The 13,333-nt window shown below is 38.1% G+C and carries 12 protein-coding genes; 2 read left to right on the top strand and 10 right to left on the bottom strand.

Features of this window, described 5'->3' with window-relative positions:
• Positions 1–133 precede the first annotated feature (133 nt).
• From G7061_RS05080 to G7061_RS05060, 5 genes are all read right to left on the bottom strand, one after another.
• Entirely contained in the window at positions 134–541 is a 408-nt protein-coding gene (locus G7061_RS05080) for a pyridoxamine 5'-phosphate oxidase family protein (protein ID WP_166119481.1), read from the bottom strand.
• Between the two features lie 130 nt (positions 542–671).
• Positions 672–1,973, bottom strand: coding sequence for a signal recognition particle protein (gene ffh, locus G7061_RS05075; RefSeq protein ID WP_159640178.1), 1,302 nt, complete (start codon positions 1,971–1,973; stop codon positions 672–674).
• A gap of 20 nt (positions 1,974–1,993) precedes the next feature.
• On the bottom strand, positions 1,994–3,205 hold the full coding sequence (gene thiI, locus G7061_RS05070) for a tRNA uracil 4-sulfurtransferase ThiI (protein WP_159638805.1): 1,212 nt from the start codon (positions 3,203–3,205) through the stop codon (positions 1,994–1,996).
• Positions 3,192–4,340, bottom strand: coding sequence for a cysteine desulfurase family protein (locus G7061_RS05065; protein ID WP_159640265.1), 1,149 nt, complete (start codon positions 4,338–4,340; stop codon positions 3,192–3,194). The genes thiI and G7061_RS05065 overlap by 14 nt, the downstream gene beginning before the upstream one ends.
• Positions 4,321–6,060, bottom strand: coding sequence for a septation ring formation regulator EzrA (locus tag G7061_RS05060; RefSeq protein ID WP_159646061.1), 1,740 nt, complete (start codon positions 6,058–6,060; stop codon positions 4,321–4,323). Before G7061_RS05060 ends, G7061_RS05065 begins: the two co-directional genes overlap by 20 nt.
• A 239-nt stretch (positions 6,061–6,299) precedes the next feature.
• Between G7061_RS05060 and rpsD the strand changes: the two genes are divergently transcribed.
• Positions 6,300–6,902 carry a 30S ribosomal protein S4 gene (gene rpsD / locus G7061_RS05055; protein ID WP_159638818.1) on the top strand — a complete coding sequence of 201 codons (603 nt, stop codon included), beginning with the start codon at positions 6,300–6,302 and terminating at the stop codon, positions 6,900–6,902.
• A gap of 84 nt (positions 6,903–6,986) precedes the next feature.
• Here rpsD and G7061_RS05050 read toward each other — a convergent pair whose 3' ends face one another.
• Genes G7061_RS05050 through G7061_RS05040 form a run of 3 tightly spaced genes read right to left on the bottom strand, consistent with a single transcriptional unit; the run spans position 6,987 to position 10,557 of the window.
• Positions 6,987–8,159 (bottom strand): PTS transporter subunit EIIC, encoded by a 1,173-nt coding sequence (locus tag G7061_RS05050; protein ID WP_166119476.1) that lies wholly within the window; start codon positions 8,157–8,159, stop codon positions 6,987–6,989.
• A gap of 53 nt (positions 8,160–8,212) precedes the next feature.
• Positions 8,213–9,250 carry a MupG family TIM beta-alpha barrel fold protein gene (locus G7061_RS05045; RefSeq protein WP_166119473.1) on the bottom strand — a complete coding sequence of 346 codons (1,038 nt, stop codon included), beginning with the start codon at positions 9,248–9,250 and terminating at the stop codon, positions 8,213–8,215.
• Entirely contained in the window at positions 9,250–10,557 is a 1,308-nt protein-coding gene (locus G7061_RS05040) for a PTS sugar transporter subunit IIC (protein ID WP_159638824.1), read from the bottom strand. The genes G7061_RS05045 and G7061_RS05040 overlap by 1 nt, the downstream gene beginning before the upstream one ends.
• 165 nt (positions 10,558–10,722) lie before the next feature.
• Between G7061_RS05040 and G7061_RS05035 the strand changes: the two genes are divergently transcribed.
• Complete coding sequence (locus G7061_RS05035; RefSeq protein ID WP_207948928.1) at positions 10,723–10,947, top strand: hypothetical protein; 225 nt, start codon at positions 10,723–10,725, stop codon at positions 10,945–10,947.
• Positions 10,948–10,993: 46 nt separating this feature from the next.
• Here G7061_RS05035 and G7061_RS05030 read toward each other — a convergent pair whose 3' ends face one another.
• Both G7061_RS05030 and G7061_RS05025 read right to left on the bottom strand, forming a co-directional pair.
• Positions 10,994–11,992: a S66 peptidase family protein gene (locus tag G7061_RS05030; RefSeq protein ID WP_166119468.1), complete on the bottom strand. Its 999-nt coding sequence runs from the start codon at positions 11,990–11,992 to the stop codon at positions 10,994–10,996.
• A complete protein-coding gene (locus G7061_RS05025; protein WP_166119463.1) occupies positions 11,979–13,271 on the bottom strand; it encodes a serine hydrolase in 1,293 nt (430 codons plus the stop codon). The genes G7061_RS05030 and G7061_RS05025 overlap by 14 nt, the downstream gene beginning before the upstream one ends.
• Between the last annotated feature and the right edge of the window lie 62 nt (positions 13,272–13,333).

Genomic DNA, 13,333 nt, shown 5'->3' with positions numbered 1-13,333 from the left:
TTTTTCTGTATCTTAAACTGGCTCATAAATCCGAGATCAGCGGAACCAGAGTGCATGAATGCTTTAATAATTTAACACATCTACTGTAATAATGCAAGATAATCCGCATTTTTATTGCATTATAGGTAGTTTATTATAAATCGATAACTTCTGTCGTCATATTACTGAAAAATTTGACTTTATCAGCAGTAAAACGAAGCACACAGTACGTTTTTGGATCAACGCCTTTCGCAAACACAGGAGCATTCTCTGTCTCCATAAGTTCTTGAATAATTATTGGATCTGTTTCGACCGTCATTGTCCCATAAAATGATGCCGTTTGAAAACGTGCTTCATCCATAAAATAGACCATTGCCTGTTGATTCGCTCTGTATGATTTCACCATCTGTGTATTATTGTGTGTTGTAAAATACATTGTCTTTAATCCATCACGTTTACGAGGAGATCTCACAACTTTTACAGTTGGATAACCAGCGTCATCGATTGATGTTAAGAATGCATTTTCTTGTCTTGTAATAAGTGCGTCAATATGTTTATTCATAGTCCCTCCAAAATGATTACTAGTTAAATGATATAGCAATTAGACTTACTTTGCAATTTAAGATTACATTGTCGTATAAGTCTCATTCTTTAATAGAAAAGTATCCTTCGGGATACTTTTCTATTATGTATTATTGTTTTCCCATCATGCGGGAGAACATACGCATTTGTTTTTTCATTTTATCATATTGACTTAGTAATCGGTTAACATCTGTTGTTGTTACCCCAGATCCTTTGGCAATACGGTGTTTACGACCGGAACGAATAATCGTTGGATCATTTCGTTCTTCTTTCGTCATACTTTGAATCATAGCTTCAGTTTTTTTCATACCTTTTGACGCATCATCATCATCGATTTGATTTGCCATTTGGTTTGCCCCTGGAAGCATTTTCAATAATCCTGAAATGGGCCCCATTTTTGAAACTTGTTGCAACTGTATCAACATGTCATCAAGTGTGAACTGACCGTTCATCATACGTTCCGCTGATTTCTCACTTGCTTCAATATCCATTTTTTCTTGAGCTTTTTCAACGAGTGAAACAATATCACCCATTCCCAAGATACGTGATGCAGTTCGATCCGGATGGAATGCCTCTAACTCTTCAATGCCTTCACCAACCCCAACGTATTTTACAGGAACTTTCGTCATGTATCGGACAGAAAGAATTGATCCGCCACGTGAGTCACCATCAAATTTTGTCGCAACTAATCCCGTTAAATTTAGTTTTGATTTAAAGCCGTTCGCAACATGAATAACATCTTGCCCTGACATCGCATCAACACTTAAAAGAATTTCTTCAGGTTTTGCAAGTGCTTGGATATCAACCAATTGTTGCATCAGTGCTTCGTCAATTTGGAGTCGTCCGGCGGTATCGATAAGGATAACATCGAAATCTTTACCATAACTTAGAGCATCCGTTACCACTTCAACTGGTGTGCTGTTCTCTTTAGCAAAAACCTCAACACCGATACGTTCACCAAGAATTTTCAATTGTTCAATAGCTGCCGGACGTGCAAGGTCTGCTGCAACCAACAACACTTTTTTGTCTTCTTTGACTTTGAGTTCACGCGCTATCTTGGCAATACTTGTTGTCTTACCAGAACCCTGAAGACCAACCATCATCATGACACCAGGTTTACGAGTAAATGTTAAGCCTTGGTGTTCTTCACCTAAAATTTCAACTAATTTGTCATTAACAATTTTGATGAACATTTGTGATGGATCAACATCACGAACAACTTTCATCCCCATTGCTTCTTTACGTGTATAGTCTAATAGTTCATTAATAACTTCCAAACTAACATCCGCTTCAAGTAGTGAAATACGAATTTCGCTTAATGCATCCGCGATGTTCTTTTCTGTAAGTTTCCCCTTACCTGTTAAGTTTTTAAATGTATCTTGTAGACGATTTGTCAGATTATCAAATGCCATAATTGCCTCCTGTTAGTAAATTATAAGAATGAGTCTGTAACTTCTGCTGTAGCTTCAGCCATCGCTTTCGTCACTTCGATTACTTCAATATTTTCCATTGCCTGATCAATAAGATCCTCAATCACAAGTTTTGACTCAAAGAGTTCAACCTTTCGTGGATTGGGTTTCGTTGTTGGTTTTGTTGGTGTAAATATTGTGCAGCAATCTTCAAACGGAAGGATTGATGTCTCATATGTATCAATTTTACGCGAAAGATCAATAATTTCAACCTTATCATAAGTAATTAGTGGTCGAAGAATTGGTAATGTGCTGATATTTGTGATTTCCTTCATACTGTGGAGTGTTTGTGATGCAACTTGACCTAAACTCTCTCCATTAGCAATTGCTAATGCGTGACGCTCATTTGCAAGACGTTCTCCGATGCGAAGCATATATCGACGCATCATTGTGATTGCATAGCTTTCTGGTACTTTTTTATAGATTTCGAGTTGAATATCTGTAAATGGCACAACATGTACTTTAATCGATGATTGATAGTTTGTAAGTTTTTGTGCAAGGTCAATGACTTTTTTCTGAGCTTCTTGTGATGTGTACGGCGGTGACGCAAAGTGGACCGCTTCGAGTGTAACACCGCGTTTCATCATGAGATATCCCGCAACAGGTGAGTCAATTCCACCCGAAAGCATCAACATGACTTTTCCTTGAATACCGACCGGATAACCACCAGCACCTTCAATTTTACCCATCATAATGTATGCAGCATCGTTACGAATCTCTACAATAATTCCGATATCAGGATTTTTAACATTAACTTTATAGTCTGTATTTTGTAGTATACGCGTAGCAACATGACGATTTATAACATCAGACACGTGTTCATAGTTTTTATCATGACGGCGGGCGAGAACTTTAAATGTTGACCCGCTTTCTTTTTGAATGAGTTCGGTTGCAAGTTGAGCTATAACTTCTAGATCACGCTCCACTTTGATTGCTAGTGAAAATGAACTGAGTCCAAATACATGTTTCAGCTCTTCACTAACCGCTAAACCGTCTTCTTCATGAAGTGTGATATACAAGCGATCATATGTTTCTTTAAATTCAAGTGTTGGGAAAGCTTTTAATTGCGCGCGAACGTTACGAACGAGTTGTGCTGTAAAGTTGCGGCGGTTTTTTCCTTTTGTTGAAAGTTCACCGTAGCGGCAAACAATAAATTCATAATTAGTGGTTGACATATTTCTTAATCTCCAAAATTTCTTGAACGACTTTTTCTAACTCTTCCATTGTCGTTAAATGGGATAAACTGATTCGAATACTACTTAATGCAGCGGTGTCACTTTTCCCCATGGCTTTTAAAACATGTGAGGGGGCCAGTGATTTTGAGTTACATGTACTTTGCGCAGATACCGCAAATCCTGCGGAATTTAATCCATTCATCATAATTTCTGATCCAACATTCAGTATTGATAAGTTAAAGATGTAAGGCGAACCTTCATAGGATGAGTTAATAACAACGCCTTCCATGTTTTCGAAAGTATCATACAAGTATTTTTGCATCTTTTCAATCTTTGGCAGAGCTTTCGCATTGTCTTCTCGTGCGAGACGTAAGGTCTTCGCCCAGAGTATTGCAGCAGTATTATCGATTGTACCACCACGAACACCAAATTGTTGCTGCCCGCCATTAATAAGTGGAAGTGCATGAACATTTGATCGCTTCAACCATAGTCCACTGCCTTTTAATCCGTAGATTTTATGAGCGGAGTAAGCGACAGAATCAATCTGAGTCATTTCAAAATCATGACGGGCTAAGGCTTGGACTCCGTCAATATGAACAAATGCATTGGATTCTTTCTTCACGAGCTTTGCAAGTGCCTGAACATCGGTTATAGCCCCTACTTCATTATTAATCGCTATCACAGCAACAAGAACAGTATCCTTGCGTAGTTTATCGCGAAGTTCATCAAAGCTGATATTACCTTGATCATCAACATGTAGATAATCCACTGTATAACCAAAATAATCTCGAAGTTGTGCTACAGCACCCATAGTTGAGCTGTGTTCAACTTCAGTTGTAATAATATGTTTACCAATATGTTGATTCGCGAGTGCTATCCCTTTGATTGCGGCACTGTTTGACTCACTCGCCCCTGATGTGAAGATAACCTCTTGCGGTAAGACTCCTAATTGGTTAGCGAGTGTATTGCGTGATGCAGTCACTAAGTCAGAAACACGCTGACCCCCAAAATGCAGTGAGTCAGCGTTTTCGTAGTATTCGTTCATAATCTTAAATGCATCTTGAGCAATTTCAGGACGCGTTGGGGTTGTACTTGCGTAATCTAAATATATTGGTTTATCGTGCGCTTTTTGCATTGTCACGAATCATCTCCTCATAAGCTGTATTAGGTCTGTATTTATCAATTGCATTGATAACGGTTGTGAGTGCTTGAGTGTACTCACCATTGTTGAACGCGAGTTCTGCACGGGTTAATTCAGCGTCAATATCTGGTACAAAGGCGCGGAATTTGTTTGCATAGACAATAGCATTTTCACACATATCGACTGCACCAACTAAATTGTTAACGTTGTTGTGGAGTTTATATGTATAATCAATGGCTTCATCGACCGTTTTGTTCAATGTTTCGACTTCAATCATGTCGTGTTTTAAGATATCGGAAATTTGACGCGTATAAAGTTGTGCTTTTTCGACATCTTCTCGGTATGATTCAGAAATCATTGGCAACGAGCGTTTTTTCATGCGAACTTGAACATCATTAATAATAAGATATAACTTCATTAATTGACGCTCTGCGCGTAATTCATCTGCATTGGCTTGTTCGACCTTCTCAACGAGTTTATCAAATTCACCACGGAAGATGGAAACATCTTGCCCTAATTCATTAACTGAAATAAGGATTGTTGTTGCTGGAATTTTTTCTTCTTGAATCATTCGCATGATTTTGGCACGCATTTGATCTTGTGTTTCAATAATCGCAGCATACTCTTCAACTTGGTCTACATATCCTTCAAAGCCGAAGCGTACTTCAACTTTTTCGGCATCAGTTTTGATATCTTTAACGGCTTCCACAAGATATTCAAGTGTCGTGAATAACTCCTCTGAAACGCCTTGGAGTTCTGTATGTGCCTTTTCTTCTTTTTGGATTGCAATTCCTAACTGTTCCAAACGTTTTTGACTTTCAATCAAGCTTTCTTTTGATTTTGAAATATTCCCTTCGCGAATCCCAATTAAATCATCTTTAAGAATTTCACTGAGAACACCAATATTTTTGGGAACTTCCAAGTGATCAACATAAATACCTGATTGACGTACCCCTTGATACAATTTTGATACTTCATCTAATAATTGAGGAATGTATCCTTTGGCAACTTCGTACAGTTTCGGAATCGTTTTGATTCGTGCTTCTAAATCATCCACACTCTCTTTTGTTTCATCACTAACATCTTTTGCTTTTTGGAAGTCCGATGCGTACATCCATTCTTCAAAAACTGAAAAGGCATGCTCAATATCGCGGATTTGAACTTCTATTTGCCCATATGCATCACCTAAAACTGCAGATTGATCATTTGCTTGTTGTTTGATTGCTCTGAAGCGTTCTTTGAGATTCGTAATTTCAAGACGTTGTTGTGTCTCTTGTTCCAACAGTGATTCAAGTTCTTTGTTTAAGGTTTCGGTTTGTTCTAATGATTCAGTAATCGTTTCTTCTAAATCAACCAAGTAGTATTTAGCGTCTTTTAGCTTCCCGTATGCTAACGCATCTTCTGTATCAGCCAAGAGCTGTGTTACCACTTCTTGTTGACGGTTAATTTGGTTGAAAAGGTCCTTACACTCAATCACTTTATTTTCAACTTCAGGATTCAATTTTGCAAGTCCTGTTGCCTTGTTAATCTTGAAAAGAACCGGAATACTCATAAGTTCATTGTAGCGAACTTCTAAAGCATCAAACTGCTTTCTTAATCGTCGTTTTTTGTTTGATCTCGAAATAAAAAATACCATAATGACAATCACAACAACTACAATTGCAATTGGCACTTTGTATTCAATTATAAAACTCGGAATAGATTGTAAGTTCATAGGTCCACCTCTTTGTGACATTGTATCATATTTTAGTGTTTCTTGGTAAGTCCTTGATTGACTTTTACCGCTATCTTTTGTATATTAGTAAGGTCATGAAAAATCAGCACACAAAGTTGGTAGCCACGCGTTCATCCCGCGGCAGGAACTAAAGTACCTTAGCTGAATAAGGGAAACAGTAATAGATGAACTCAACTATTAGTAATTTGTGGTTGACTCGACATATAGGAGGTCAGCAAATGGCAACAGTTAATGGTCCAGTATGGAAAAAATCACGTCGTCTTAGTTTCTCAATTTTAGAAACAGGTAAAGAATTACAACGTCGCGATTACGCTCCAGGACAACACGGAAAAGCACGTCGTCCAAAACTATCAAACTACGGTTTACAACAACGTGAAAAACAACGTATTCGTTTCACATATGGTGTTACAGAAAAACAATTCTACAACACATTCAAAAAAGCTGTAAAACAAGAGGGTGTTGCAGGTCACAACTTCTTATTCATGCTTGAATCACGTTTAGATAACGTCGTATACCGTATGAACTTATCACGTACACGTCGTGGTGCACGTCAATTAGTAAACCACGGTCACATCCTTGTTGATGGAAAGAAAGTGGATATCCCTTCATTCCAAGTTAAACCAGGACAAACAATCGAAGTTAAAGAATCATCACGCTCAATGGCATCAATCAAAGAAGCTATGGAAGCATCAGTTGGAACAGTAGCATACGTTACTTTCGACGCTGACAAGATGAAAGGTGAATATGTTCGTTTACCAGAACGTAGCGAACTAAACCAAGAAATCAACGAAGCACTTGTTGTTGAGTTCTACAACCGTTAATCTTCAGATTAAAAGAGGCATCCGCCTCTTTTTTTTATTGGAGACACAAAAAGAACTTTGGGTTTAACCGCAAAGTTCTTTTTATTATCGTTGGTGTTCCTGTGCTTGGAGCTCACGATCATATCGTTTAAAAAATGGAAAATAAACTACAAACGAAATTGCAATCAAGATTAGCGATAATATGACACTCCTAAAGTCTCCTAGGCTTGAAATAAAAATCCCTAGCGGTGCAGGCAAAACCCACGGTGACACAATACTAGGTATCGAGACATAACCCCACGCCATTGCACCATACCCTACTACAGCACATACAATCGGTGCCACAAAGAACGGCACTCTAAAGTTTTTGTTATCTACAATTGGAACTCCAAATAAAATCGTCTCATTAATATTGAACAGACTTGAATTGAGTCCCACTTTGCCAAAAGACTTAAGGTGTTCACTTTTAGCGAAGAAACGAATTGCGATAGCCAAACCAAGGGTGCAGCCTGAACCGCCTAACCAAACAATCCACTGGAAGAAGGTCTCACTCCCAATATATAAAATAGGTTGTTTTGTAATCACTTGGTAGCCATTCACAATCATCATATAAAACCAAAATGGCCGTAACAAAGTTCCAATCACCGCAACACCATGGATGCCCAAGACCCAGAATCCACAAATCAGCAGAATTGTTGCAATCACCATACCAAATGATGCTACAAAGCGTGTAACATACACCAAAATGTCCGCTGATAAATCTATTATGGCTGTGAACTGAACTAAGATCAAGACATTAAGAATCAGAAGAATCACGATAGGGATAAGCTTCGTCATGTAGTCATTCACGGCTTGTGGTACATGTTTTGATTTGAACTGCATACGCGACAATTTTTCGCTCGCAAGAATCGTAATCCATGCAAGAAACAATGCAACGATTGGGAACTCGAGGAATCGATTGCTTTCCATAAATCGAACCCCATACATCATCACAAAGAACGTTACGGTATAGATCTGATATTCACGTTCAACAGGAATCAAAGCCTGTGCCATTACAAACGTGAAAATGATTCCAAGCAGTATGCAGTAATACCCATAGTAGAGAGCAACTTGATTGAATGTCTCTGCACTGATCATTTTGCGTTGGTCGAAAATATGAATCATGAAAATGGCAACTGCTACCCCTATTTGGATAAATGCCACTTTAATAATGGCTGTTTTCATTGCATTTAAATATTTGTTTTGTTGAATCCCATTCACAATGGCTTCAATTGTCATACTTTTACTCCTTTGTGCACCTTATTCATAAAAAAGAAGGAATAAATTCCTTCTTATGAAATAGGTACAAATACAATTCGTGTATCGCGTTCCATATAATGGACTAAATCAATATAATCAGGATGAATAAATCCGATGACGTTTGTACGTGCATCCATCATGAAATCTTTCTTAGTCAATTGGATTTCTCCGCTATAACGTCCTGATAACGTATTTTCAATTGTAATCGATCCTTTATTACGATAGTTGTTATTGTTAATCGCAATGTCTGGAATACGTGGTGTTGCAAGTCGAATAACGTTTTCAGATAAGTCTTTACGGATTGCATACGGTTGCTCGTACATTGATGCATATGCTTTATCTAAGCAGACTGGGATATGCATTGTTTTGTCTTCCATATAGCTTTGAATGTAACGTAGTGTTTCATTATGTGCTAATGAATCACCAATCAAAATATCTTGAATACCGCAACTGTGGATTAACTCAACAGCAGCAACATATGGATGTACTTGACGGTGTTTCTCGACAGTTGGCAATCCTTCATACAGTGGGAATCGTTTCAAACGATCACCAGGAACAAATGCCATAATTGGAATGTTATATTTAATGAATGCTTCATTCTTTTTATTGAAGTATTCTAATGATAGACCGGTTTCAGTTTTTGGATAAAAGTTGTGCATTACTGAAATGTGTGTAAAGTCTACACCATGGGCTTTAGCGTCAATGATGTATTGCTCGTCCACAACGCTTGCATTAAGCACCAATTCAAAATCTTGAAGTAATGTTTTAATAATTTCAAAATCATCAAAACCATAGTCTAATCGCAACACTTTGAATCCTTTTTCTTTCAAACCAACATAATTGTTTGGCTCAATATTGAGCTTTTCAAATGTCATTGGTGAAATATCAGGGACTAAATTTAAGTTCAATTCCTGACATTTATCGAGAAATTTGGGAAGCATTGTATCTAATTGGGATAAGTCTTCTTCTGGAATGTGAAGCGAAGTAAAGACATACTTCGCTCCCAAATTCGCAGCATATTCCAGATAGTCATAATCCAAATCTTTGAAATAGCAGGAAATTCCTAACATTAGGCTGCCTCTGTTTTATGTGCTTCTTCAGCTGCTGCGATTTCTTTCAAGTCTTGTTTTTCTAACGCTTTTACAAATGGGTAGAATGTTAAGTACATGAAGACCCAACCAGCAAGAACGAATAATACTGCCGTAATACTTCCGCTCGTTGCTAACCATGTTTTAAGTGGTGCAGGCGTAATCCAAGAAATAATCATTACCGGAACTGGTAGAACACCGGTTAATGTTAAGATAATCGCTACGATAGCAAGAACCATGTATGACAAGATAAATGGAATCATCATCAATGGGTTCAACATAATTGGAAGACCAAAGATTAGTGGCTCACCAATGTTAAAGAGTGCTGCAGCAATTGACAGTTTTCCAAGTCCTTTGAGACGTGGTGATTTTGAACGAATTAATGCTACAGCGAGCGGGAATAATCCTGTCCAAATATAGTTATCAATCCATACTGATGTAAATGTATATGGCAATTCTTGCATTGCTTGAAGTGCTTGCAAGTTTTCTTGAGTCATTTGGCCCCAGAATGTTCCACCTACTGAGTTAACAATATTTGAACCATGGATACCAACTGCCCATAGAATACGGTTTAGGAATGTTGAAATCAAGACAACAACTGGACTATCACCAACACGTACAAGTGGTGTAAAGATACCAGCGATTGTTTGTGGTAAGTTAATCTTGAATACCGATCCCACAAACCACCACATGATAATAACAACAAATGATGGAATTAAAGCGATGAATGATTGAGAAACCATTGGTGGAACACCTTCTGGCATCTTAATAACTAATTTACGGTTAATAACAAAACGATATACTTCAACAGTTACAATTGCAATAATAAGTGCGGCAAATACCCCGACTGCACCTAAGTATGCTGTTGGAACTCCTGTAAATTTCCCTGGCTCTGCAATACCTTCAATAAGTGTTGTGACTGTTTGAGCTGGGTTTAGAAGTAAGAATGATGCTACTGATAAAATCATTGGTTGAATGATGTCATGGTTTTCACCACGTTGTTTGTTGTAGAACTCAACCAAACCATATGAAGCAGTGATTACTGTATAAAGAGCAATAAATGATGTCCCCACACCAGATGCTGCTGCGATTACCCAGCGGAAATCTCCTAAGAAATTCAACCATGGGTCAAATGGAAATGATGCTACGAGTAAGAATACTGATCCTACTACCAGTAAACTCATAATACCAAGTCCGGTACGTTGCATTACTTGAACGTATTTCAATTGTGAAAATTTGATTAGCGGTGGTGCTATACGTTCTTCAATAAAGCGTGTTAAAGCTTCCATATTACTTTTCCCTCCTGATGCACTGATAGTGCTTACACCCATAGGATACACCGTTCGAAAATAATTTTCAACACTTTTTAGCAATTATTGAAAAACTTTTTTAATTGGATTGAAAATAATTTCCAATATTGGTATGATAGTAGGGAAGTTAATGGAGGCATTATTATGATTATCGTAAACAGTCCGATCATGCAAAGCAAAATTCAAACAATTTTGGAATCTATGGAATCACCAACTTTTACATTTGTAAAGAAAGATGGAATCCGCCTTTACTTTGAAACAAGCGAACAAGATACAGAATTGGCATGTAAAATTGCAAAAGCAGAAATCAAAAAAGACCCTATGGCAGGGGCTATTATGTTCACTGTTAAATCAGAAGAATATATCTAAGAGTAACTATCTACTCCATAAAGAAGAGGCTATCGCCTCTTCTTTTTTATTGTTTGATTGTGAACGTTCTTTGATTGGGGTCAATAATCCCAATACCGCCATAAGGTATCGAAAACATTGGTTGGGTATGACCAAAATTCATATTGGCGACAATGGCACCCTGGTAGTCGATTTCTTGTACTATCTTTTCTATAATTTCCCGGTATTCTTGATAATATTTATTATTATAAGGCTTTCCAAAGATGATACCGGAAGTCTTTTCGAGTGCACCAACCATAACCAATGCCCGTAGCATATCCTCAAATAACCATGGTTCTGCCATCACTTCACTGGTTTCGAGGAAAAGAATTGCACCATCGAAAGACTCAAATGATGGCCATATATCTGTACCTCTAAGGTTACTCATCACTTCGATACACCCACCAATTAAAGGCCCTCTAACCACCTTATCACCTTGGATAAAATCGAAACCGTCATTTGAATACATTGTTTTTAACTGATTTTGATTTTCTATTAACCACGGAATTCGCTCACTCGTCCATTGCGTTGCCGCTTCAATTGTCACACTTGCTTCTTGATTTAAGACAATCCTTTGGAAATAATCACGGCTGTATTCAAACATCCCACTGTTTTCAGAAAACTCTGAAAGGATTGATGGGCCATAGTATGTTTTAATGCCTAGCTTATTGAGATACAAGTGTAGTGTTGTGGAATCTGAGTAACCAATGAATGGTTTTGGGTTATTTATAAAAATAGCATCATCTAAATATGGTAATATTCGAACACTCTCTGACCCACCAATACACGACAGCACCATCGCAATGTCATCATCTTCGTATGCTTCCATAAGATCTTGAGCGCGGTGTTGTGGATTCTGGTATACCGACTCACTACCATCGAGAGTATGGGTCATTGGTAGGACCTCGATATCAAATGTATCCTTGAGGTATTGAACCCCTTTTTCATAGCGCCAACGTAGGTCCTTATCCCCTGCGCCGCCCCACGATAAGCTGACACTTGCAGCTTTTAGTCTAGTTTTTTTCATTTGTTTTCTCCAACATTCTGAGTCCGAATCGAATCCCGATAACATCTGTTTCTTCAAAAATAATTTTCAGATAAATCGGATTGTTGTCAGTAGACACCCTAATATAGTCACACTTACATGTCGTGTAGGTATGATTTTCACCATCAATTTTTACGTTTTCATTTGATATTTCAACGCTATACCCTTCACCCGCACAGTAACTTCCGTATAAAGCGTTCATTTTTTCTAAACACCATGATACTTCATCTGGCGTATCTTTCGGCATAGCATCTAACATCATAAGGGCTAACTTCTGTACAGGAATATCGCTTGTATTACAAAGTACTATGGCAGCTTCAGTTTTCGTTTCATTTATAAACAATGCACTTGATACTCCGGTTAGCGAACCTGCATGCCCTACCACATTACCTATTTCAGTTTGAATGTACTGACTTCCGAATCCATACTGAGTCCCATATCCAACCTCACGCAAATGTGTCTCAAGGTGCGCTAACATGTCGTTTGATGGTTGCATTAGCCACGTTGCTAATTTTCCCATGTCTTGAAGCGTTGACTTAGCTGCGCCACCGCCTTGTAAAGCAAAGGCATTGTCATAGTAGTCTTTAATTTCGATACACTGATCCTCAATCCAATAATATTGGAATGTGGTTTGGTCGTCTTTGTTCACATCTAAATACGTTGTAGTTGAATTATGCATGCCAAGTGGCTTAAAAATTAAGTCTTGAACTGCTGCTTCATAGTGTACATACAGGCTTGCTACACGGATGACTTCGCCAAGTAATGCATACCCATCATTAAAGTAACTTACATGAGTTCCCGGATGACTGTGTTGCTTTGTCTTTGCATTTAGCTTATCAATGAGAATTGCTACAGCCTGGTCCATGTATTCAGGTGATAAGCCACAGTCATGAACTTCTTGCTTAAATCCAGTCTTTTGGCATATTTGCGAAATTGTTGTGCGCGGTTGCGGATAGTATCCTGAAGTGTGATTCAAAAAATGATGGATTCGAATATCTCTTCTATTAAAACTTGGAAAGTAATCAGATATAGAATCGTCAAGCGACCACCAATTTGATGTTACCCCTTTAAGCATGACAATGGCTGTCAACAGTTTCGTTATTGAAGCAATACCATAGCGCGACTGCTCTGCGACCGGATGTGGACACATAGCATCATTGTATACCTTTTTGTACTTCCATTGGCCTTTGTGGTCTATAACCCCCACACAGGCTCCTTGTGCCTTATATTGCGCTAAAAATGATTCAATCATTCTATCCATTACCTTACCACCTCTCCATTATTTATAAAAAGAAACTACCTGGTGGTAGTTTCTTTCAAATG

Origin of the sequence: Erysipelothrix sp. HDW6B (assembly GCF_011301115.1) — a bacterium.
Classification (GTDB): domain Bacteria; phylum Bacillota_I; class Bacilli_A; order Erysipelotrichales; family Erysipelotrichaceae; genus Erysipelothrix; species Erysipelothrix anatis.
Note: the sequence above shows the minus strand (reverse complement) of the source record. Positions and strands in the feature narration are given on the sequence as shown.